Raw genomic sequence first — 21,235 nt, forward strand, 5'->3', positions numbered from 1 at the left:
AAGCAGTTGGGGTTTTGTTTGTGCGCAAAGAAAATGTGCGCTGCTTCGGCGAAAATTTGCACAGTTATTTTCGAGCCGGAACACTAGAATAGCCGCAACTCTTTTCAGACTCAGAGCCCCCTATGCCAGATCCGGTTGACGCCCCCGGGTTGTCAGAATTACCACTGGACGACCTGGTAGCCTGCCATGAATGCGACCTGCTGATGCATAAGCCTCAGCTCGCCCACGGTGAAAAAGCCCAGTGTCCCCGCTGTGGTTATGAGTTGTACGCCCATCGTCATAACGTGGTCGAGCGCAGTCTGGCGTTGGTGATCGCGGCGTTGTTGTTGTACGTCCCGGCGAACTTTTTACCCATCATGCAGCTCAATCTACTCGGACAGTCTTCTGAAGATACGGTCTGGAGTGGCGTGGTCGGGTTATTCGACACCGGCATGCAGGGGGTCGCAGCGGTGGTGTTTCTCTGCAGCATGGGCATCCCCTTGCTCAAGCTGGTCTGTCAGTTGCTGGTGTTGCTGAGTATCCGTTGGGATATCGGCCGCAGCTACGGCCTGTTGCTCTATCGCATTTATCACCACCTGCGCGATTGGGGCATGCTCGAGGTTTATCTAATGGGCGTGCTGGTGGCCATCGTCAAATTGGCGGATATGGCCGTCATCAACGTGGGCCTGGGGCTCATCTGTTTTATCAGCTTGTTATTGGTCCAGGTCTGGTTGGAAGTGGTGATGTCCCCCCATCAGATCTGGCAGGCGTTATCGGGAGAAGATGTGCATGCGGGCGATTGATGCAGGCATTCTGATTTGCACGGAATGCCATGAGTTGAACAAGCAGGAGCCCGACACCGACGAGCAGGTCTGTACCCGCTGCGGAGCCTTGGTTCATGCGCGTCGACCCAACAGTATCATGCGCACCTGGGCGCTGCTGGTGACCGCAGCCATCCTGTACATCCCGGCCAATGTGTTGCCGATCATGACTGTGAGTTCATTGGGACAGGGTGATCCAAGTACCATCATGTCCGGCGTTATCCAGCTGGTTCAACACGGGATGATTCCTATCGCCGCCGTGGTGTTTATCGCCAGTATTCTGGTCCCCACTTTCAAGTTGGTAGGGATCGGTCTGCTGTTGTTTTCGGTACAGCGTCATCAGCCACTCTCGGCGCGGCAGCGGATCATCATGTACCGCTTTATCGAGTTCATTGGCCGCTGGTCGATGCTCGACATCTTTGTCATCGCCATCCTGGTGGCCCTGGTCAACTTTGGCCGGCTCGCCAGTATCGAGGCCAATCTTGGCGCGGTGGCTTTTGCCAGCGTAGTGATCCTGACGATGCTGGCCGCAGTAACTTTCGATCCCCGACTGATCTGGGATAACACGGAGTCGGACGACGACCATGAGTGATTTGCCTACAGCCAAAACCCGACCGGCTTCCAATTGGTCGGCTATCTGGGTCTTACCCCTGATTGCCCTGGTGATCGGCGGTTGGTTGGGTTGGCGTGCCTATAACCAGACCGGCATCGAGATCCAGATCCGCTTTGAGAGCGGTGAAGGCGTACAGGCAAACAAGACCGAGGTGGTCTACAAAGGCATGCCCGTGGGCAAGGTCAAGACTTTGGCCCTGGATGACGAAGGCACCAGCAAAGGGGTCATTGCCACCGTCGAGATGAATAAGGACGTGGAGCAATACCTGCGCACCAACACCCGTTTTTGGCTGGTCAAGCCGAGTGTCAGCCTGGCAGGCATCACCGGTTTGGAAACCCTGGTCTCGGGCAACTACATTGCCGTCAACCCTGGGGAGGGTGAGCCCACCCGCAAGTTCAAGGCCTTGGCCGAGGAGCCGCCGCTGTCGGATGCCAAGCCCGGTTTGCACCTGACCATCAAGGCTGATCGCCTGGGTTCGCTGAACCGTGGCAGCCCGGTGTTCTACAAACAGATTCAGGTCGGCCAGGTGAAGAGCTACCTGTTGTCCGAAGACCAGAATACTGTCGAAATCAAAGTCTATATCGAGCCGACCTACGCCAACCTGGTGCGTAAACACACGCGTTTCTGGAACGCCAGCGGTATCAGCGTCGATGCCAACCTGTCGGGCTTGAAGATTCGTAGCGAGTCCCTGTCCAGCATCGTCGCCGGCGGCATTGCTTTCGCCACGCCGGAGAACCGCAAGGACAGCCCGCCCACCGATCCAAGCCTGCCGTTCCGCTTGTATGAAGACTTCGATGCCGCCCAGGCCGGGATTCGGGTCAAGGTCAAACTCAGCGATTTCGAAGGGCTGCAGGCCGGGCGAACCCCAGTCATGTACAAAGGCATCCAGGTCGGTAGCCTCAAGGCCCTGAAGGTCGACCCGGACCTGTCCAGTGCTACGGCAGAGCTGACCCTCGATCCATTGGCCGAGGACTATCTGGTCCAGGGCACCCAGTTCTGGACGGTCAAGCCTTCGATCTCCCTGGCCGGTATCACCGGTCTGGAGGCCTTGGTAAAGGGCAACTACATCGCCATTCGCCCTGGTGACAAAGGCGCCACGCCTCAGCGTGAATTCGAAGCCCGGGCCAAGGCGCCGCCGCTGGACCTGCGCTCACCTGGTCTGCACATGGTGCTGTTCACCGACAACCTGGGCTCCCTGGATGTCGGCAGCCCGATCCTCTACAAACAGGTGAAGGTCGGTTCGGTGCAGAGCTACCAGTTCTCCAAGACCCGTAACCAGTTGGTGATCGGTGTCCATATCGAGAAGGAATACGCCAACCTGGTCAACGGTTCGACACGCTTCTGGAATGTCAGCGGCATCACCTTGACCGGCGGCTTGACCGGCGGCATCCAGGTCAAGAGTGAATCGCTGCAAAGCCTGATGGCCGGCGGTATTGCCTTTGAGACGCCGCAACCCAACGTGGCGCTGAAAAAACGCATTCCGCGCTTCCGCCTGTTCGCCAGTCAGGAAGAAGCCGCGCAGCGGGGCACTCTGATCAGCATCAAGGTCGACCGCGCGGATGGCTTGCGCCCTGGCACGCCGGTGCGTTTCAAAGGCCTGGATGTCGGCAAGATCGAAGACGTGGACCTCAGCGCCGACTTGCAGTCGGTCATGCTCAAGGCGCGGATCACTGAAGTGCCGGAGCGCATTGCCCGGGCTGGCAGCCAGTTCTGGGTGGTCAAGCCCGAGTTGGGCCTGATGAAGACCGCCAACCTGGAAACCCTGGTCACGGGTCAATACATCGAAGTGCAGCCAGCGGTGAAAAGCCAGGGCCCGCAGACCCATTTTGTCGCCTTGCCCCAGGCGCCGGAAGCCTCTGCGCCCGAGGCTGGGCTGAGCCTGGTACTGAGCGCCGCCCGCCGTGGTTCGCTGAAGATCGGTGTGCCGGTCACTTACCGCGAAATCGCGGTCGGCAAGGTTACCGGATACGAGTTGGGGCAGACGGCGGATCGAGTGTTGATCCATATCCTGATCGAACCCAAGTACGCGCCGCTGATCCGGGGAGGAACGCGGTTCTGGAACAGCAGCGGATTCGGCGTGGACTTTGGCCTGTTCAAAGGCGCTACGGTACGCACCGAGTCCCTGGAAACCCTGATCCAGGGCGGTATCGCCTTTGCTACGCCAGATGGCGAACGCATGGGCAATCCTGCACGTCCGCAACAGACCTTCCCCCTGTTCGACAAGTTCGAGGACGAATGGCTGACCTGGGCCCCCAAGATCCCCCTCGCCCAATAACCCCGTTGTAGGAGCCGGCTTGCCGGCGATAGCGTCCGTAAAGCATTCGGAATAGTTATCGCCTGGACCACCACCGCCCACAAAAAAGGCCGCGTTCGAAAGAACGCGGCCTTTGTCGTTTCAACGGGCTACGAAATCAGACTTCGTCCAACTCCGCCTGCGGTTCGACCGCCACGCTGGCCTTGGCCTGATCGTGACGGCGGATGAACTTCCAGTCCGCCTCGTCGATGTAGATGCCGTTCGCCCACTGCCACCTTCCAGGTCGATGGCCACCTGGGCCGAAACCTGTGGCTTCACACTGGCGAGGATCGGCACGAAGCCCAGTTGCAGGCTGGTTTCCAGCAACGCCGACTGGTTCTTCTCGTCGATATCCGCCGCCTCGTCGAGGTAGTAGGGCAGGCGAATACGCCCGGCCTGATCGCGGTCCATCAAGTGCAGCAACAGGTACATGTTGGTCAGCGCCTTGATGGTCATGGTGGTGCCGTTGGACGCCGCGCCATCGATGTCGGTGTGGATCACCGGCTGGCCGTTGACCTTGGTGATCTCAAAGGCCAGCTCGAACAGGTCCTTCAAGCCCAACTGGTTGTGGTTGGCAGCCACCAGGCGCGCCAGGTATTCCTTGGCCTCTTCGTTCTTGTTGTCCTGCTCGGCACTCTGGCTCAGGTCGAATACCGACAGGGTTTCGCCTTCCTCGTACTGGCCGGCGCTGTGGATGATCTGGTCGATGTGCTTGAGGGCTTCCTTGTTCGGCGCCAGGACGATGCGGAAGCTCTGCAGGTTGGACACCTGGCGTTTGTTGATCTCGCGGTTGAACAGCGCCAACTGGTGCTCGAGGCTGTCGTAGTCACTGCGGATATTGCGCAAGGTCCGAGCGATATCGGTCACTGCCGCGCGGCGCGCCTTGCCCAGGGTCAGGGCTTCGTCGGTGCGGTGGGCATAGGCGTTGATCAACAGTTGCAGGCGCCGTTCGACGTCGTCTTCGCTGTCGAACTTGGCCACGCCCTTGAGGCGTACCTGCGCATACAACGCTTCGATCTGCCCATCGACCCGCTGCAACCCCTGCCAGCTGTCCTGGTAGTCGTTGAGCAGGGGCAGCAGGTTGTCCATGGAGTCGTCCACCGGGTCCATGAACGGCGTGCCGAACGGCAAATCCGCCGGGAGCAGTTGGCGACGGCGCAGGGCATCGTCGAGGGTGCGCTGCTTGGCTTCCATGTCGCCGATCTGCCGGCCCACCAGTTGCAGCTTGGCCGACAATTGCTGGACGCGTTCGGTGAAAGCGTCGCTGGAGCGCTTGAGTTCGTCCTGGGCGGCTTCCATCTGCGCCAGTTGTTCCAGCTTCTCGCCTTCTTCAGCGCTCAGGGTCTGGGAGCGACGGAAGTCCTCAAGGGCCTTCTGTGCATCCAGCACCTGCTGATACAGGGCTTCGGTCTGGGTCTTGCTGGCCGCACGGTCGGCGACCACCGAGGCTTGGGTCTTCAGTTGCTTGAGTTCTTTTTCCAGGCGCTCTTTCTGGTCACGCAACGCGGCGCGGTCAGCCAGGGCCTGCAAGGCCGGCGGCTCGATGTGCGAGATGTCGATGGACAGCCCCGGCACTTCGAAGCGTTCACCCTTGAAGCCGTCGAGGATCAGCTCCAGGGATTTGACCCACTGGCCATCCTCGTCCAGGGCAATGCCGTGCTCGCCCAACGGCAGGCTGAACAGGGCGCTGTTGAACAGGCGCATCAGGCGCTCGACGTCCTGTTGCGAGAACTCTTCACGCAGACGCGCATAGCTGTTGTTGTCGGCGTGATCCAGTTGCTGCTTCACCGACTTCAGGCGCTTTTCCAGGTCCCGCAGCCGCTCATCCAAGTCTTCGGCGGAGAACTGCCGGGACTGGGCCAGGGCGCCGGCCAGCTCATCATGAGCATCCTTGGCCGCCAGCAGTTGCTGCTCCAGGACCTTCACATTGTCCACCAGGGCGAAGCGGTGCTTGAGCACCGACAACTCGCCGAGCCAGCGTTGGGTGCCCGTGATTTCCCGCTCCAGGCGCATCATTTCCTGAGTGCTGCTGCGCTGGTCGTTTTGCAGGGCATCCTGCTCGTGGCGATAGTGCTCGGCCTGCAGGGTCAGTTCTTCCTTGCGTGCACCGGCGTAATCCGACCACGTGCCCAGCAGCGAATCCAGCAACGGCGACAGGCGATGCAACTTGCCACGCTGGATGTCGCGTTGCTTCACGCCGTTGGCCAGGGCTTCCACCAGCGGGCCGGCGGAGACCAGGGAGTTGTAGTCCTGCTCCATGCGCCGCACATCGCGGAAGGCTTCTTCGCAGGCGGCGATGTAGTCGACGCTGCCGGAGCGCAGGCTGTGCTCGAAGGCATCGAGGAACAGTTGCTTGAGCTTGGCCGCAGTGATCTCACGCATGTGCAGCAGGTTGATAAACAACGCGCGGAAGGTCTTCAGGCTCTGCTCGCTGGTGGAGCGCAGCGGAATCAGGGTCAGGTCCAGCGGGATCGACGTATGGCCGCCCACCAACAGCCGGCGCAGTTCATCGGGCTTGAGCTCATAGGCTTTCAGGCCCTGGCGTTCAAGGTTGCTGAACAGCTCTTTCTGCCGCAGGCAGGTGTCGTCTTTCTGGTAATGAGCCAAATCCAGTTGCCCCGCATAGGCGAAGAACTGGTGGCCAAAGCCGCCGCCCGGGCCGCGACCGACCACGCCAATCACGTGAGGGCCGTGGGGCAGCGAGACTTCAACCAGGATGTAGCTGGTGTCCGAGGCGAAGTAGAAACGCCGGGATTGCTCCAGGCTGTACTTGCCGAAACTCATGTCCGACATACGCGCCAGAATCGGGAATTGCAGGGCGTTGATTGACGCCGACTTACCCAGGTTGTTGGCCCCATAGACCGACAGCGGTTCTTCCAGGGGGAACAGCCCGAGGCTGTAGCCGGCGGTGTTCAAAAGGGCAAAGCGGCGAATGCCGTAGCGTTCCTTGCTCATGCGTCGAGCTCCTGTTCTTCGGCAATGGCACGGGCCAGGGCGTCTTCTTCACTTTCGTCGGTGTCGCCGAATTCGCTCAGGTCTAGCGGGTCATCGGTTTCCAGGAGTTTTTCATCGCTGTCGTTATCGATCAGCACCGGGGTTGGCAGCGGCAGCACGCTGTGCAGGCTGGCGGCCAAGTCGCGGTCCTGTTGCACCGACAGGCAGACATCAAGGAAACGGTGCATCGGCGGCAGGAAACGGTAGATGCCCGGCTCCTCGCCGGCAAAACCCAGTTGGGTCATGCGGCGCATGATTTTTTCTTCCAGTTCGTCCTGGGTCTGCACTTCGGCCTGGATAAACAGGTCGCGGTACTTCTCCAGCAACGACGGCAGTTCGTCGCGGCCCAGGCTGCCGCCGTCGAGCACGGCGATCGGGTCACGGCCTTGGTCGGCCAAGTGTTCCACAAGGATGAAAGTGAACAGCGCCAGGCGCTGGGCGGTCTTGTTCACCTGGGCGGCGGCGTTGTCCGGCACGAAGTAATAGAAGCCGCGGGTGTCGCACACCAGCTCAAAGCCCAGGGCCTTGAACAGGGTGCGGTACTGATCCTGGAAGTTCGACAGTTGGGCGTACAGCTCCGGGTCGCGGCGGCTGACGTGATACCCCTTGAACAGCTCGCGAAAGATCGGCGCCAGCTGTGACAGTTCGGAAAGATCAAGATGCATGGGGAGTGCTCGCAGAATTCTCGGGCTGGTCATCACGGGCCGAGAGCAGGGCGAAGGAGCGCAGGCTGACCTGGTGCTCGTGGGTGTGGTAATCACGGCGCTCCAGGCGCTCGCGGGTAAAGCGTTTTTCCCGGGACAGGCGCGAGAACCAGTACAGCAGTTCGTCGGTGGCGCCGTCCGGCTCCTGCTCCAGCAGCCAGCTCATCAGGTCCGGCATCGGCAGGGCGTCCGCGCAGCGGTCCAGCATTTCGCGGACTGTGCGTGGTGCTCGTGGCGCTTCGCCGCCCTTGTGGCTCTTGTGCGCCTTGGGGAAGCGCGCCGGCTTGGGTTCGAAGCGGGCCAGGGCATACACATAGGCTTCCACCTGGCCGGAGCTGCCGAGGAAGGTGCTCTGTGGCCGGGTGAACAGAGGCATGGCCGCCTGGGGCACGGCGTCGATGCCCTTGCGACGGATCGCCGACAGGGCCAGCGCCGCGCCGCGGGTCACGGCGTTGTGCCGGCGGGCTTCTTCACGCAGGGGCAGCAGCAGTTCCCGAGCATGGCGCAGGGTCAACTGGGCGCTGGTCTGCATTTCGAGGATCCGCGCGTGGGTGCGCAGCAGCATGTCATCGTCCACTAACTGGCCCAGGCGCTGCTGCTCGGTGAGCAGGCGCAGCAGGACGTTTTCCACCTTGCGCACGCCTTGCTCGAACGCGCCATCGGCGTTCACCAACTGGATCATCGGTTCGACGTATTCGTCCCAGGTGGCCAGTACTTCGGCATAACGCTGGCGCAACGGAATCTGCCGGTCGCTGGTCTTGGCCCGCTCGGCGACGGCCACCAGGGCCTGTTCGTCATTGGCGAGTTTTTTCAGTACGTCCCGTACGCGCATGTCCAGCAGGCGCAATTGGCGCGCCAGGTCATGGCCGTCGCGGATGTCGAAGGCGTCCTGGATGTAACCGGCCAGGCGTTCCAGATGGCGCAGGTAGGCTTCGATTTCCAGGCACAGGCCCAAGCGGTGCTCGCGGCGCAGGTAGGCGAGAAAGTCGTGGATCTGCGCATTGAGTTCGAAGCGGTTCGGGCTTTTGGCCACGGGAACCAGGATGTCCAGGCGGATCCACACATCCAGCAGGCTGGTGATGTCCTGGGGCGTGCTGTCCAGTTGTTGGGCGGCCAGCTGTGAACGCAGTTCGGCAAGACTCAAGGTGCCTTGGTCGAAGTGCTCGCACAGCGGCTCCAGAAGTGCCCAGTGTTCGGCGAGGGCGCGCAAGACGCGCTTGGGTTCGATCATCGGAATGGCCGGCTGGTTGGCAAATGAAAAGCAGCGATTGTACTGCATCGAAGGGCCGACGATTCACCCCCGGTCTTGTCAGGGGGCTGGTGGTCGGTTTTCTCATGATCAACAGCGGGCGATCTTGGCCGAAGGGCGGTAGAATCCCCCACCTCAGTTATCCACAAGTGGCCGACCTTTGCTTATCGAGTCCCGTCGCCGCGCCTATTTGACCGCCATGCAGGTGGTCAGCTGGCTGCCGCGCACCGAATTGCCCTTTGCCGCGCCGTCGCGCCCTGAGCTGCTGGCGTTGCCAGAGCCGCTGGTGGAGGCGCCCGCACCCTCGCCAACGGCCAGGGCTGCGGTCGAACCGGTGGCCAAGCCCCAGGGCAAGCCCAGCGAGCGGCCGAAAATCGAGGTGCCGCGGCCGTCCAGCAGTGCCGCCAAGGGCGCTGCCAAGCCAGTTGCCGAAGAAACGCCCACCGTCCCCCAGGTGCCCAAGGCCCCGCCGGTGCAGCCGCCGCGTTTCTCCTTGCAACTGCTGCGCGCCGGGCGCTGCCTGCTGTTGGTGGAGTTACCCACAGGCGAAGCCTTCCAGAGCCGCGACCCGGCCTACCTGCTGCTCAAGGATATGTTGCGCGCCGCCGGCCTGCCGGACAGCCCGCAGATCCTCGCCGAGCCGGTACGCTGGCCGATGTTGACTCGCGGCAACCTGGACCAGGGGCCCGAGGCGGCCCGGGATTTCATCCAGGCCTTTGTCGGTGCCCGCGTCGAAGAAGAACCTTGCGTGTGCGTCTGGCTGATCGGCTTGCCGGCCGTGCGTTTTGCCGGTGAGGCCAACGCGGAATCCTACAACCGTGAACTTCAGGTCGAAGGCCTGGGGTCGGCCTGGGCCTTGCCGGGGCTGGAACTATTAATGGAAGAGCCACAGCGTAAGGCTGATGTCTGGCAAGCCATGCGTCGGCTGATGGCGCGCTGGAAGAGCACTGATGAGCAGAATGACCAATGAGTGACGCGTTGACCTTCCGCCTGGCGACCGAGGCGGACCTGGATAGCATCCTGAAAATCGAATATGCGGCGTTCAGCCATCCCTGGACCCGGGGCATTTTCATGGACGCGTTCAAGTCCTACGAAGTGTGGCTGATGTTCGAAGGCAGCCAGCAGGTCGGGCACGGGGTGATCCAGGTGATCATCGACGAGGCTCATTTGCTGAACATCACCGTCAAGCCGGAAAGCCAGGGCCGTGGCCTGGGCCTGAGGCTGCTGGAGGAGCTGATGAAACGCGCCTACCAGAAGGAGGCACGGGAATGCTTCCTGGAAGTGCGCTCTAGCAACCAGACCGCTTATCGGTTGTATGAACGCTACGGTTTCAACGAAGTGGGCCGACGACGCGACTACTACCCAGCCGTGGGCGGCCGTGAAGACGCCCTGGTCATGGCCTGCACTCTGGTGGATTGATAGCCGGCAAGCCAGCTCCCACATAGAGGCGGTCGTAGGAGCGGGCTTGCCAGCGATGGCGTCACTGACAACGGTGCAAGGCTCAAGGCCCAATCGCCGGCAAGGGCCTCAGGGGTTGCCGTCCAGTGGGTCGCGGCGGGCCAGTTCGGCTTCATCCAGGCCGGCGCCGCCACCAATGTCCGCGCCATCGACAATACTCAAATCCCAGTCTGCCGGTTTATCGCCGCCGGCTTCCCGGGCGGAGCGGGCGCCGTCTTCATGGATCAGGGTTTCGGGGCTCAGGTCGTCGTCCGTGGATCCGTCGCTGGTGACACCGGCACCGCTGCCGACGGCGGGTTCGTCGTCATCGAAATGCAGCTCCTCCATGGAGCCCATGCGGTCTTCGTTATCGTCGATGGGCTCGGGTTGGGGAGCCCCGTAGGGACGTCGTGATTCGGTCATGGCGGTTACTCATACTTTTAGGGACTTAAGAGGTGGACCCGGGACGCCGCTCAAGATTCCACTGCAAGGGATGGCCGGTATCTGCAGAACAACGCGTGACCTCGACAGGCGGTCGTCTGTCAAAGCAGCGCATCATTCTTGAGGCCTCACAGCATGAACGAACTACAAGATCTGATTGATAACAACGAGCGTTGGGCCGAAGCGATCAAACAGGAAGACCCGGACTTCTTCTCCAAGCTGGCCCGCCAGCAGACCCCGGAGTACCTGTGGATTGGCTGTTCGGACGCGCGGGTGCCGGCCAACGAGATCGTTGGCATGTTGCCGGGCGATCTGTTCGTGCACCGCAATGTGGCCAACGTGGTGCTGCATACCGACCTCAACTGCCTGTCGGTGATCCAGTACGCGGTGGATGTGCTCAAGGTCAAACACATCCTGGTCACCGGCCACTATGGCTGTGGCGGCGTGCGCGCTTCCATGCAGGACCGTCAACTGGGGTTGATCGACGGCTGGCTGCGCTCGATTCGCGATCTGTATTACGAGCACCGCGACGCCCTGGGGCAATTGCCCACGGAAGAGGAGCGCGTGGACCGTCTTTGCGAGTTGAATGTGATTCAGCAAGTGGCCAACGTCGGCCACACCAGCATCGTGCAGAACGCCTGGCATCGGGGGCAGAGCCTGTCGATCCACGGTTGCATCTACGGCATCAAGGATGGCCGCTGGAAGAGCCTGAACGCGACCATCAGCGGCTTTGAGCAACTGCCGCCGCAGTACCGCCTGCGCCCGGTCGGAGCGCCCTAGGTCCGAACTGCCGGCGATAGCCGCCGGGCTATCGCCGGCCAACCGGCACCCACCCGGTCACGGGTGAGCGCCGGCGTGCGCCTTTAGAGTGTCGGCACCGCCGTGCTAGGCGACGGTGCCGGTGCTTTCAGTTGTTGCAGTTGAGTCTTGATCGGCGCGCTGGTGCATTGCGCCTGGGCCTGTTCCTGCGTCAGGTTGCGCACCGAGGTGTAGAACAGCTCGCAGGTCTTTTCCTTCTGGGTTACTTGCCAGGTTTGCGTACAGCGCTGCAGTTGCGCCGCGGCGTCGCTGCCCGGTGTGCTGCCCATGGCCGCTTGCCAACAGGCGGCGCTCAAGTCTTGCCCCATCACCTTCAAGCCCGCCGCATCGGCTTTGGCCTGGTCGTTGTCGTAGTTCGCCGGGTCCGCCGCGTACCAGATGTAGCTCGGGTGGTTGGAACCCAGCACCGGCACCTTGAGCCCTTCGCTCGGGCTGATCTGCCCCAGGCCCAGCACGTTCACCGTGACGCCGTATTGCTGCTTGATCCAGTTCCGCACCGGTGCGCCGAAGGCCACCATGGGCAGCGCTGCGCCTTGGGCATTCCGGCTGACCTCCTTGACCATGGTGGTCTGGTAATCCTTGAAGTAGTCGTAGACCCCTTCCAGGTCCTTGCCGGCACTGGACGGTGCGGCAATCGGGGCGATGTCGATGATGGTCTGGTAGGCCGGGGTTTGCTCGCTGGCAATGCCGTTGGCCGTCAGCAAGGTGGCCCAGCGATCAGTGGTGGCCGATTCGAGGTAATCCTGGGCGCGGGTCAGCGAGTAGTCGGGTGGGAAGTGCAGCAACTCGACGCTCTTGCGGTTTTCCAGGGCCATACCCAGGGGCAGGAACAGGTACCAACTGTAGGCCCACTTGCCGTCGGCGTTGAGCCGGTAGGCACCGTTATAGGCCAGGTCGCCGGCGTCGAGCAGGGCGCTCAAGGGTTTTGCATAGTCGGCGGGCACGCCGCTGATGTGCGCGTACAGTTGGTCGTTATCGCTGGCCACCTTGACCTTGGCGGCGCTGTAGCCATCGCGCTGCACACTCTGGGTCAGGTAATGCTCAACGGTCTGTTCCAGTGTCCAGTTACGGAAACAGATCACATTGCAGTTGTTGGGGTAGGCGAAAAGCCGGGTGACGCGCTGGGTATCCCCCAGCTTGATGTCAGCATCGGCGTGGGCGGTGGCACTCAGGGAGAGGGCCGCCAGGGCGAGGTACAGGCCTGCGGGTTTGAACATGCTCAGATCCTTTTCAGCGTGGGCCCCTCACAGACAGGGCGACCCTTACTGAAGCACAGAGCCGAGGGGAAAAAACGGGGTGCTGAAAAAAATATCCACACCGTCATCCAGGGCGATGCGCGCCGTGCGCATCGCCCTGGTGCGGCGCCGTATCAACTTTGGAATTGCAAGGCGTTGGTCAGGTCACCCATGGGCGTCTGGCCGCGGGTGATCATCTGCTGGTCACGCTGCTTGATGCCGTCGAGGGTCTCCAGCTTGAACACCCGGGTGATCAACCGCAGGATCGAGGCGGTGTCGTAGACCGTGTGATCCACTGTGCCCTTGCGGGCGAACGGCGACACCACCAGCGCCGGGATACGCGTGCCCGGGCCCCAGCGGTCGCCCTTGGGCGGCGCCACGTGGTCCCACCAGCCACCGTTCTCGTCCACCGTGACCACCACCACCATGTTTGGCCATTGCGGGCTTTCCTGCAGCACTTTCAGGGCCCGGGCGATGTGGCGGTCGCCGGCGGCCACATCGGCGTAGCCGGCGTGCATGTTGAGGTTGCCCTGGGGTTTGTAGAAGCTCACGGCGGGCAGCTTGCCGGCCTCGGCGTCGGCAAAGAACCGGTTGCTGCTCGATTCGTCGCCCAGTCCGCCATCCCGCAGGCGCCGGCTGCGCTCGGCGGGGTTCTCCGGGCCTTGGCGCAGGAAGTAGTTGAACGGTTGGTGGTGGTACTGGAAGTTGGGGATCTTCGGAATGCCCGCCGACTCCTTGAACTGCTCGAGGGTCGCTTGCCAGGCGCCGCCGTACCAGGCCCAGTCGACGTTGTTTTTCGACAGCTTGTCGCCGATGTGTTCGTGGGTTTGCGGCACCAGCACGCTGGGCAGGTCGGCCTTGGCGTAGTCCGGGCGCTCAGGGTCGCGGATCCAGGTCGGCCAATAGGGCGGGGCCATGGTGTTTACCGCGTAACCGTCCGGGGTCAGGGCGCTGGGCCCGAACTGCGGCGGGCCGCTCATGGCACTGGCCGGCGACCCGTCCAGTGGCTTGAGGCGCGTGTCGCTCGGATCATCGCTTTGCAGGGTGGCGATCATCGACTTGGCCACCGAATTCGTTGCGTCCGGGTAGAACGGCACGGTCGCGCTGATCAGGTACTGGTGGTTGAGGAAGGAGCCACCGAAGGCGCCCTGGAAGAAGTTGTCGCAAAGCACGAACTCCCGGGCCACGTCCCACAGGCGCAAGGCGTAACGGCTTTGTGAGTAGTGGCCCATGGTCAGGGCCCCTGAATCGGCCCAGGCGACGAAACCGTCATTCTTGCCGCCGTTGATCTGCATCTGGTTCTGATAGAACACGTGCCATAGGTCACGGGTCACCAACCCCAGTGGCAAGTCCTCGCCGCCAGGGCCCTTGAGGGCGAAGGGCGCGTTGGGCAGGTGTTCCTGGAACTGGGTGCCCACCGGGTACGTCACGCCATCCAGGCTTTGCGGGCCGACCTGGAGGATGCCGCCCCACACCGGCGGCAGTGTCTGTAACAGGCTGCCGTCCCGGTCCCGCTGCTGGCTGGCCTGGGGCTTGAGTGCGCTAAGGGGCTGCTCCAGCCCCGGGAAGTCGGCGAACAGGTTATTGAAACTGCGGTTTTCGGCGTAGATCACCACCACGGTTTTCACTTGCTCCGCGAGGACCTGGTCCAACTCGGCTGCTGAACGCTGGCGCTGCGGCGCCGGGCCCTGGGGCTCGCGGGTGTTGCCGCAGCCGCTCAAGGTGGCGCCCACGCCGAGCACGGCTACGCCGCCGAGGAAGCGGCGGCGGCTGGTATCGGTGGGTTGGTTGGCGGGGGAGGAGGCTGTGTCGCTGTGTTCTTTATCGTCACTCATTACGGTTCCCTGCTCGTCATTTCGACAATTCGTTACAAAATATTTCGGTCGCACGGTAGCAATCGAATATGACGCAACGGTGACGTAAAGACGCTAGGAGCCAGCTGGAGATGCCTTGGGAAAGCTCTGAAAACCTTGAGAGAAAAAACACATCGTCACCGGCGGGCCTCAGCGCGAGCGGGGGTGAAAGCTGTGCCAGAATGCGCGATTGCCATGGACTGCGAAGGAACACCCCCAATGTCATTTTCCCTGGAAGAACGCCAGGCACTGCTCAAGGTCAAGGGTGTCGGCCCGACAGTGGTCGGTCGCCTGGAACAACTGGGCATCCGCTCCCTGGCGCAATTGGCCGAGGCCGACGCCCTGGAGATCGTCACCCAGGCCTCAGCCCTGGTGGGCTCCAGTTGCTGGAAAAACAGCCCCCAGGCCCGCGCAGCGATCCAGGCCGCCATCGCCATGGCCAGGGACACCTGAACCGGTGAGCCGTGAAACCCCCTTCGCCTATCAGGCGGTTTACCGCTACCTGATGGAGTGGATCGACAATGCCAGCGAGGCCGAGCAGCGGCTGCCCTCGCTGCGGGCCCTGGCGCTGCGGCTGAAGGTGTCGATCTCGACCATCAAGCACGCCTACGCCTTGCTTGAAGACCAGGGGCGCATCCAGTCCCGCCCTAAACAGGGCTATTTCCGGGTGCCAATGGCGCCGCCGCAACTGCCGGTGGATGGGCCGAGCCTGATCGACAGTGTCTACGCCCAGGCCCGCCAGCCCGGCATGTTGGCGCTGTGCAGCGATGCGCCGGCCATGCTGCTGTCCCTGGAGAACCCGTTGCTGATGACCGAGCGCGAGCTCACCCGGCAGTACCCGCGCTCCCAGGCGCCGCTGTACCAGCCCTTTGGCGAACCCGAGCTGCGCGCGGTGTTGGCCGAGCGCTATACCCGCTCCACCGCTGACTATTGGCAGGCCGAACAGGTGTACCTGGGCCCGGACCTGCGCAGCCTGCTGGAGTTGGCGCTGCAAGCCTTGGAGCTGACAGGCAGCGTGGCGCTGGTGGAGTCGCCCTGTTCCTGGGCGGTGTTGCGCCAACTGCGCGCCGCGAATATTCGGGTCATCGAACTGCCGCTCGACAGCGCTGGGCGTTTCGATCAACAGCAACTGCAGGACCTCCTGCTACGTGAGCCGGTGCGCCTGGTGGTGCTGTCATCGACTTTTAGCGTGCCCCACGGCAGCCTGATGCCGGCCGCCGACAAACAACAGCTGTGCCGGTGGTTGGACGAGCGAGGTATCTGGCTGTTTGAAAACGACAGCTATGGCGAGTTTTGTTTCAGCCCGGCCCCCGTGCGTTTTCGTGACTACGCCAACCCCGAGCGGCTGTTGGTGTTTGCCACTTGCGACAAGCGGATTGGCGCCGAGGCTCCGTTCAGCTACGTGCTGACCCGTGGGCATGGCCAGCGCCTGCACCGGCAGTTCCTCGAACGGGCCTTTCGCCTGTCACCGCTGCGCCAGCAGGCTGTGGCCCGGCTGTTCAGCTCCGGGCGAGTCGACCAGCATTTGCTGAAACTGCGGGTGCTGTTGCGCGAGCGCATGGGCCAGATGCAGGGCCTGCTTCAGGAACATGCCTGTCAGCAATTGCAGGCACAGCCGGCGGCCGGTGGCGCGACCTTATGGGTCGAGGCCCAGCGCCCGGTGGAGATGCGCCAGGTGTACCAGCGCCTGTTGGCCCAGGGCCTGGTCATCGCCCCCGGGGCAATGTTCAGCCAGCAGGGCCTGTGGCGGCATCACCTGCGCCTGAGCTACACCCTCGACTGGCGCCAGGATATTCCGGGCGCCATCCAGGCCCTGGCCCAGGCAATCGATCAGGAACCCTGCCCGACGCCATAGCAGTGCTGCGCCTCGGGAAACTGCCCGTCGCGCACTTCGGCGGCAAAGCGCTCGCAGGCCTGACTGATCAGCGCGGCTGCGTCGGCGTATTGCTTGACGAAGCGCGGCACCTGCTCGCCGCCCAGGCCCAGCAGGTCCTCGGTGACCAGCACCTGTCCGTCGCAGGCCGGGGAAGCGCCGATGCCGATGGTCGGCATGGCGGAGAACTGGCTGATGCGCCGGGCCACCGGTTCCGCTACCCCTTCCAGCAGCAGGCTGAAAGCGCCAGAGGCGAGGTGGGCGCGGGCGTCGTCTTCAATCGCTCGGGCCGTGGCTTCATTCATGCCTTGCGCCTTGAACCCGCCCATGGCGTTGACGTACTGGGGCATCAGGCCGATGTGGGCCATCACCGGAATGCCCCGTTGCACCAGAAACTCCACGGTCGGCGCCAGGGCCTTGCCGCCTTCAAGCTTGACCGCGTCGCAGCCGGTCCGCGCCAGCACCTGGGCGCAGTTGCGGTAAGCCTGTTGCGGCGACTCCTGGTAACTGCCAAATGGCATGTCGGCGATCACACAGGCCAGGCGGGTGCTGGTGACCACGGCGCGGCTGTGGGCGATGATTTCCTCAAGGCTCATGTCCAGGGTCGAGGTGCGGCCGTAGCCGACCATGGCCGTGGAGTCGCCGATCAGCACGAAGTCGACAAACGGATCCATCAGCCGGGCCATGTGGCTGGTGTAGGCGGTCAGGGAGACGATTTTCTGCCGGCCTTTCATCGCCACCAGTTGCGGTACGGTCAGGCGGCGGGTGCGGGTATGGATGCTCATGGCGGCTTTCCTGTTCTGCTGCGGTTTGGAAAGTTGCCGATTATTGCTGCTGCCCAAAGGGATTCAATGCACAGAAATTGGCTAAAAATAGACCCAGTTACGGGTTCGGGTTGTTCCTGGCTGTTTTTGCGTAGACCATTGGCGCCTTGGTTTCTGTCCCCCCTACAGAGTGACTGCTATGCCTTTGCCTCCAGAGACGCGACCGGCGCCGTTTTCCCGGTCCGACTATAAAACCCTGGGCCTTGCGGCCTTGGGTGGCGCGCTGGAAATCTACGATTTCATCATCTTCGTGTTCTTTGCCCTGACCCTGAGCCAGCTGTTCTTCCCGCCGGAAATGCCCGAGTGGCTGCGCCTGCTGCAAAGCTTCGGGATCTTTGTCACCGGCTACCTGGCGCGGCCCCTGGGCGGCATCCTCATGGCCCACTTCGCTGATCGCCTGGGGCGCAAGAAGGTCTTCAGCCTGAGCATCTTGATGATGGCGCTGCCGTGCCTGCTGATCGGCATCATGCCGACCTACGCGCAGATCGGTTATTTCGCGCCGCTGTTGTTGCTGGTGCTGCGGGTGCTGCAAGGCGCCGCAGTAGGCGGCGAGGTGCCCAGTGCCTGGGTGTTTGTCGCCGAGCACGCGCCGCCAGGGCATCGCGGTTATGCCTTGGGTTTCCTCCAGGCCGGGCTGACCTTTGGCTACCTGATCGGGGCCTTGACCGCGACCTTGCTGGCCCAGGCCTTTACCCCCGCAGAAATCCTCGACCAGGCCTGGCGTTATCCCTTCCTGCTGGGGGGGCTGTTCGGCGTGATCGGTGTCTGGTTACGCCGCTGGCTCAGTGAAACCCCGGTGTTCATGGCCTTGCAGGCCCAGCGCGAGGCGGCCACCGAACTGCCCTTGCGCACCGTGCTGCGGGAGCATCGCCTGGCCATGCTGCCGGCGCTGATCCTCACCTGTGTCCTGACCTCGGCGGTGGTGGTGTTCGTGGTCATCACCCCGACCATGATGCAGAAAACCTTCGGCATGACCGCCAGCCACACCTTTGCCTTGAGCAGCCTGGGCATCGTGTTCCTGAACATCGGTTGTGTGTTGGCCGGGTTGATCGTCGACCGCATTGGCGCCTGGCGCACGGTGATGCTCTACAGCCTGCTGCTGCCGGTGGGCATTGCCCTGCTGTACGGCAGCCTGATCAGCGGCGGGGAGTGGATCGGCCTGGCCTACGCCGTGGCCGGTTTGGGGTGCGGGGTGGTTGGGGCGGTGCCGTCGGTGATGGTCGGACTGTTCCCGGCGCGGATTCGTGTCTCCGGGATTTCCTTCACTTACAACATTGCCTACGCCCTGTGGGCCAGCACCACGCCGTTGCTGTTGATCGGCCTGATGCCCTGGAGCCCCTGGATTTGCGTGATCTATTGCGCGGTGATGGGCACGGTGGGCGTGGTGAGTGCCGGCTACTTCGGCTCACGCATGGCCGAGCCGACAGAGTCGGCGCTGCAAGAGAGCTGGTGCCGATAGCGCCGTCTGCCGGTCTGTCGCGACGGCGGTAACGCCCTGGCAGAAACGCGTCGGCCCGGGCTAGAGCCTTCGCTGCCGAGGACGCCCAACGGCCCGCAAACAGCGGGAAAAATAGCCCTTAGCCCAGGGCGAAATTCCCGCTAATCTCCCCGAATCGCGCGGCCTGCGCCTGAGTGTCCGAGGCCTGTCTTGATTCGCACAAGCAAAGCGTTCGCAGCTTTGGCGCCCCTGCTGCAGGTGGCCCTGGTGTCCTTCCTTCTCGGGTTGGTGTTCGCCCTGATCCAGCTATGGACCCTGAATACCACGGACGACGGCCTTGAGGGCGCCAGCGTCGAAAGCGCTCGCGCCAGGGTGGTGTCCCTGGACAGTTTCAGCCTGATGACCGAGGACCTGGACAGCGGCGAGCGACGTCAATTGAAGGAGGTGCGGGGGCTGACGCGCTGGGTGGTGGAGCGCGGGACGGTCAAAGGCCAGGTCCTGGAACTCACCTATCTGCGGGACTACCTGCTCAGTGGCTCGTTCAACGGTGCGGCGGTCTGTGTGGCCCTGTGTTCGAACGCCCTTGAGTGCCAGGAAAACCGCCGAGAACGTGAGTCGTCCCTGGCCATGCTGCTCTTCGCCTGGGGCACGACCCTGGGCTGCTTGGTGCTGCACGGCATGAGGTTACGGGCGAGCAAAACCACGCCGCTCCCGCCCGGCTGATTGCCTGTGCTTGCCACCCTCCTCAGCTACAGCACTCCGGCAGCGTCTGGTCCAGGTCCCGCGCCCGCTCCTGGCTCAAGCGGGCCACGCAGGCATTGATCAGGGTGGTGTGGGCCGGCATGCCCGGCTGCACCTCGAAGGCTTCCACTACGCAGTTGGTGTCGCGGTACTTGATCCAGGCCCGTTGGGCGTTTTTCAGCTTGCCGAGAAACTCCTGCTCCAGCACCGGGCTGGCCTGGTACTGATGCTGCACTCGCCCCAGCAAACGCTGGTAACTGGCATTGAGCGTGGCGTCGGCGCGCTCCTTATCGAGGTGCGCGCATCGATCTACCTCGACGCTGGTCTGGCGGCGTTGGCAATCGAGGTCAGCGGCCCAGGCCGGGGCCAGGCCGCTGCAGGTCAAGAGGGTGAGGGCGGCAACGAATCGGCGGTGCCGTGGCTGATGACGCATGGGGCTTCCTTGGGCCGAAAAGCGAGGGCGCATTCTACAGGGCGACGATCATGTCGACTTCCACCGAGGCGTTCTTGGGCAACTGATAAACCCCCAGCGAGGTCCGGGTGTGGACGCCGGCGTCGCCGAAGATCCGGTACAGCACCTCGGAAGCGCCATCAGCGACTTCGCTCTGCTGGGTGAAGTCGGCCGCGCTTTGCACATACACATTGATGCGCAGGATTTTGCGAATCGGCTCCAGGTCCCCCAGCATTTGGCCGAGAATCGCCAAGGCGCGCATGGTGCAGATTTGTGCCCCGTGGCGCCCCTGCTCCAGGGTCACCTCGCTGCCGACCCGACCCACCACCATTACCTGGTTGTCGATGCGTGGAATCTGCCCGCTGACGTAAATGTCATGGCCGTTGCGTACCGCCGAAACGTAATTGCCGCCGATGCGTATTTCACCGTCGAAGCTGTAGCCCAACTCCGCCGCTACCTGATCGAAAACCGCCTTACGTGAAGCGTCCATTGAGCTAACTCCGTCGATCGCCGTTGATTGTTCCGGGAGGCGACTATAACTGTTCCCGGATACCGCCAGATATCTCCCCCAAAGCCCTCGAGTATTTTTTCCGCCGAGGGCAAAAGGCACTTCAGAAAAGTCGTTCAGCGCCGATGGTTAAGCCCAAAGCTGCCAACCCTTTCTGCCCAGCGGTGTGTCCCCCATGTTCAACAAACGCTTGAAGCAAGAGCTCGTCGCTCTTCGCGAAGAACTCTCGAGCCTCCAGCAAGTGAGGGACAGCCTCGAAAGCGAGATGCTGGTCATCATTCTTGACCCGGAAGGCCGGATCCAATCGGTCAATCACAACTTCGCCCAAGAGATGCTCTACAAAAGTGGCGACCTGGTGGGTCGTTACCTGGAAGATATCGTGCCGGCCCATGTGAAGTCCGATGAGTTTCATTTGCGCTTCAAGGCCACCCTGACCCGTGGCGAACATTTTGCCGGCGCGGTGCGGCTGCTGCGGGGCAATGGCGAGGAAGCCTGGCTGCGTTCGATCTCCCAGCCGGTGCGTGACTCCAATGGGCGGGTGAAAAACGTCGCCATCTATTCCAGCGACCTGACGCGCACCATCGAAGCCTCCCGCGAACACGAGAACCTGATCGGCGCCCTGGTGCGTTCCACCGCGGTGATCGAGTTCGACCTCAGCGGCCACGTACTGACCGCCAACGACCGCTTCCTCAAGGGCATGGGCTACACCCTGGCGCAGATCAAGGGCAAGCATCACCGCATGTTCTGTGAAACCCAGGATGCCAACAGCCCGGAATACCAAGCGTTCTGGAAGCGCCTGAACAATGGCGAGTTCGTTGCCCACCGTTTCAAACGTGTCGACAGCCTCGGCCGCGCCGTATGGCTGGAGGCGTCCTACAACCCGGTGGTGGACGCCAATAACAAGCTCTACAAAGTGGTGAAGTTCGCCACAGACATCACCGACCTGGTGAACCAGGAACAGG

At 62.6% G+C, this 21,235-nt stretch carries 18 protein-coding genes and 2 pseudogenes; 11 read left to right on the forward strand and 9 right to left on the reverse strand.

Annotation, left to right across the window (positions count from 1 at the left end):
* The first annotated feature begins 122 nt into the window (after window positions 1–122).
* Genes M1B35_RS03420 through M1B35_RS03430 form a run of 3 tightly spaced genes read left to right on the forward strand, consistent with a single transcriptional unit; the run spans window position 123 to window position 3,688 of the window.
* Window positions 123–782, forward strand: coding sequence for a paraquat-inducible protein A (locus M1B35_RS03420; protein WP_268261220.1), 660 nt, complete (start codon window positions 123–125; stop codon window positions 780–782).
* Window positions 769–1,392: a paraquat-inducible protein A gene (locus tag M1B35_RS03425; protein ID WP_123337942.1), complete on the forward strand. Its 624-nt coding sequence runs from the start codon at window positions 769–771 to the stop codon at window positions 1,390–1,392. Before M1B35_RS03420 ends, M1B35_RS03425 begins: the two co-directional genes overlap by 14 nt.
* Window positions 1,385–3,688, forward strand: a complete 2,304-nt coding sequence (locus M1B35_RS03430) for a PqiB family protein (protein WP_123337940.1) — start codon at window positions 1,385–1,387, stop codon at window positions 3,686–3,688. Before M1B35_RS03425 ends, M1B35_RS03430 begins: the two co-directional genes overlap by 8 nt.
* 136 nt (window positions 3,689–3,824) lie before the next feature.
* Here the strand turns inward: M1B35_RS03430 and mksF are convergent.
* The 3 genes and pseudogenes from mksF to mksB all read right to left on the reverse strand — a co-directional run bounded on the left by mksF (window position 3,825) and on the right by mksB (window position 8,635).
* Window positions 3,825–6,661 (reverse strand): annotated as a pseudogene (mksF, locus tag M1B35_RS03435) (Mks condensin complex protein MksF).
* Complete coding sequence (gene mksE, locus M1B35_RS03440) at window positions 6,658–7,365, reverse strand: Mks condensin complex protein MksE (RefSeq protein ID WP_123337935.1); 708 nt, start codon at window positions 7,363–7,365, stop codon at window positions 6,658–6,660. Before mksE ends, mksF begins: the two are co-directional and overlap by 4 nt.
* Window positions 7,355–8,635, reverse strand: coding sequence for an Mks condensin complex protein MksB (gene mksB, locus M1B35_RS03445; RefSeq protein ID WP_123337965.1), 1,281 nt, complete (start codon window positions 8,633–8,635; stop codon window positions 7,355–7,357). The genes mksE and mksB overlap by 11 nt, the downstream gene beginning before the upstream one ends.
* Window positions 8,636–8,813: 178 nt before the next feature.
* Here mksB and M1B35_RS03450 point away from each other — a divergent pair, with 178 nt between their 5' ends.
* Complete coding sequence (locus M1B35_RS03450; RefSeq protein WP_268261221.1) at window positions 8,814–9,623, forward strand: energy transducer TonB; 810 nt, start codon at window positions 8,814–8,816, stop codon at window positions 9,621–9,623.
* On the forward strand, window positions 9,620–10,072 hold the full coding sequence (gene rimI, locus M1B35_RS03455; protein ID WP_123337931.1) for a ribosomal protein S18-alanine N-acetyltransferase: 453 nt from the start codon (window positions 9,620–9,622) through the stop codon (window positions 10,070–10,072). Before M1B35_RS03450 ends, rimI begins: the two co-directional genes overlap by 4 nt.
* A 108-nt stretch (window positions 10,073–10,180) precedes the next feature.
* Here the strand turns inward: rimI and M1B35_RS03460 are convergent, their stop codons facing one another.
* The gene (locus M1B35_RS03460; protein WP_268261222.1) at window positions 10,181–10,513 is read right to left on the reverse strand and encodes a serine kinase/phosphatase; all 333 of its coding nucleotides are present in this window, start codon (window positions 10,511–10,513) and stop codon (window positions 10,181–10,183) included.
* A 153-nt stretch (window positions 10,514–10,666) separates the two neighbouring features.
* Between M1B35_RS03460 and can the strand changes: the two genes are divergently transcribed.
* A complete protein-coding gene (gene can, locus M1B35_RS03465) occupies window positions 10,667–11,311 on the forward strand; it encodes a carbonate dehydratase (RefSeq protein WP_123337927.1) in 645 nt (214 codons plus the stop codon).
* An 83-nt stretch (window positions 11,312–11,394) separates the two neighbouring features.
* On the opposite strand, the gene M1B35_RS03470 is transcribed toward can, so the two are convergent.
* Window positions 11,395–12,567, reverse strand: a complete 1,173-nt coding sequence (locus tag M1B35_RS03470) for a hypothetical protein (RefSeq protein ID WP_268261223.1) — start codon at window positions 12,565–12,567, stop codon at window positions 11,395–11,397.
* Between the two features lie 152 nt (window positions 12,568–12,719).
* A complete protein-coding gene (locus M1B35_RS03475; RefSeq protein ID WP_268261224.1) occupies window positions 12,720–14,420 on the reverse strand; it encodes an acid phosphatase in 1,701 nt (566 codons plus the stop codon).
* Between the two features lie 237 nt (window positions 14,421–14,657).
* Between M1B35_RS03475 and M1B35_RS03480 the strand changes: the two genes are divergently transcribed.
* A complete protein-coding gene (locus tag M1B35_RS03480; protein ID WP_268261225.1) occupies window positions 14,658–14,891 on the forward strand; it encodes a helix-hairpin-helix domain-containing protein in 234 nt (77 codons plus the stop codon).
* Window positions 14,892–14,895: 4 nt separating this feature from the next.
* A complete protein-coding gene (locus M1B35_RS03485) occupies window positions 14,896–16,293 on the forward strand; it encodes an aminotransferase-like domain-containing protein (RefSeq protein ID WP_268261226.1) in 1,398 nt (465 codons plus the stop codon).
* Here M1B35_RS03485 and panB read toward each other — a convergent pair.
* Window positions 16,269–17,096, reverse strand: a complete 828-nt coding sequence (panB, locus tag M1B35_RS03490) for a 3-methyl-2-oxobutanoate hydroxymethyltransferase (RefSeq protein WP_268261227.1) — start codon at window positions 17,094–17,096, stop codon at window positions 16,269–16,271. The two genes, M1B35_RS03485 and panB, sit on opposite strands and share 25 nt — an antisense overlap.
* 178 nt (window positions 17,097–17,274) lie before the next feature.
* On the opposite strand from panB, the gene M1B35_RS03495 reads away from it, so the two are divergent.
* Together M1B35_RS03495 and M1B35_RS03500 are read left to right on the forward strand one after the other, a co-directional pair.
* A complete protein-coding gene (locus M1B35_RS03495; RefSeq protein WP_268261228.1) occupies window positions 17,275–18,594 on the forward strand; it encodes an MFS transporter in 1,320 nt (439 codons plus the stop codon).
* A 246-nt stretch (window positions 18,595–18,840) separates the two neighbouring features.
* The gene (locus M1B35_RS03500; protein WP_268261229.1) at window positions 18,841–19,296 is read left to right on the forward strand and encodes a hypothetical protein; all 456 of its coding nucleotides are present in this window, start codon (window positions 18,841–18,843) and stop codon (window positions 19,294–19,296) included.
* Between the two features lie 22 nt (window positions 19,297–19,318).
* Here M1B35_RS03500 and M1B35_RS03505 read toward each other — a convergent pair whose 3' ends face one another.
* Both M1B35_RS03505 and M1B35_RS03510 read right to left on the reverse strand, forming a co-directional pair.
* Window positions 19,319–19,747 (reverse strand): lysozyme inhibitor LprI family protein, encoded by a 429-nt coding sequence (locus M1B35_RS03505; RefSeq protein WP_268261230.1) that lies wholly within the window; start codon window positions 19,745–19,747, stop codon window positions 19,319–19,321.
* Window positions 19,748–19,781: 34 nt separating this feature from the next.
* Window positions 19,782–20,255 carry a RidA family protein gene (locus tag M1B35_RS03510; protein WP_268261231.1) on the reverse strand — a complete coding sequence of 158 codons (474 nt, stop codon included), beginning with the start codon at window positions 20,253–20,255 and terminating at the stop codon, window positions 19,782–19,784.
* 193 nt (window positions 20,256–20,448) lie between these two features.
* Between M1B35_RS03510 and M1B35_RS32100 the strand changes: the two are divergent.
* Window positions 20,449–21,225: pseudogene (locus M1B35_RS32100) on the forward strand (PAS domain-containing protein); the annotation flags it as partial.
* Between the last annotated feature and the right edge of the window lie 10 nt (window positions 21,226–21,235).

The organism is Pseudomonas morbosilactucae (assembly GCF_023241665.1).
Classification (GTDB): Bacteria; Pseudomonadota; Gammaproteobacteria; order Pseudomonadales; family Pseudomonadaceae; genus Aquipseudomonas; species Aquipseudomonas morbosilactucae.

Bases quoted from the DNA above. Each gene is read 5' to 3' on its own strand.
- M1B35_RS03495 (WP_268261228.1), top strand. From the start codon at position 17,275: ATGCCTTTGCCTCCAGAGACGCGACCGGCGCCGTTTTCCCGGTCCGAC.
- M1B35_RS03510 (WP_268261231.1), bottom strand. From the start codon at position 20,255: ATGGACGCTTCACGTAAGGCGGTTTTCGATCAGGTAGCGGCGGAGTTG.
- M1B35_RS03480 (WP_268261225.1), top strand. From the start codon at position 14,658: ATGTCATTTTCCCTGGAAGAACGCCAGGCACTGCTCAAGGTCAAGGGT.
- M1B35_RS03460 (WP_268261222.1), bottom strand. From the start codon at position 10,513: ATGACCGAATCACGACGTCCCTACGGGGCTCCCCAACCCGAGCCCATC.
- M1B35_RS03505 (WP_268261230.1), bottom strand. From the start codon at position 19,747: ATGCGTCATCAGCCACGGCACCGCCGATTCGTTGCCGCCCTCACCCTC.
- mksB (WP_123337965.1), bottom strand. From the start codon at position 8,635: ATGATCGAACCCAAGCGCGTCTTGCGCGCCCTCGCCGAACACTGGGCA.
- panB (WP_268261227.1), bottom strand. From the start codon at position 17,096: ATGAGCATCCATACCCGCACCCGCCGCCTGACCGTACCGCAACTGGTG.
- M1B35_RS03475 (WP_268261224.1), bottom strand. From the start codon at position 14,420: ATGAGTGACGATAAAGAACACAGCGACACAGCCTCCTCCCCCGCCAAC.
- M1B35_RS03470 (WP_268261223.1), bottom strand. From the start codon at position 12,567: ATGTTCAAACCCGCAGGCCTGTACCTCGCCCTGGCGGCCCTCTCCCTG.
- rimI (WP_123337931.1), top strand. From the start codon at position 9,620: ATGAGTGACGCGTTGACCTTCCGCCTGGCGACCGAGGCGGACCTGGAT.
- can (WP_123337927.1), top strand. From the start codon at position 10,667: ATGAACGAACTACAAGATCTGATTGATAACAACGAGCGTTGGGCCGAA.
- M1B35_RS03420 (WP_268261220.1), top strand. From the start codon at position 123: ATGCCAGATCCGGTTGACGCCCCCGGGTTGTCAGAATTACCACTGGAC.
- M1B35_RS03425 (WP_123337942.1), top strand. From the start codon at position 769: ATGCGGGCGATTGATGCAGGCATTCTGATTTGCACGGAATGCCATGAG.
- mksE (WP_123337935.1), bottom strand. From the start codon at position 7,365: ATGCATCTTGATCTTTCCGAACTGTCACAGCTGGCGCCGATCTTTCGC.
- M1B35_RS03430 (WP_123337940.1), top strand. From the start codon at position 1,385: ATGAGTGATTTGCCTACAGCCAAAACCCGACCGGCTTCCAATTGGTCG.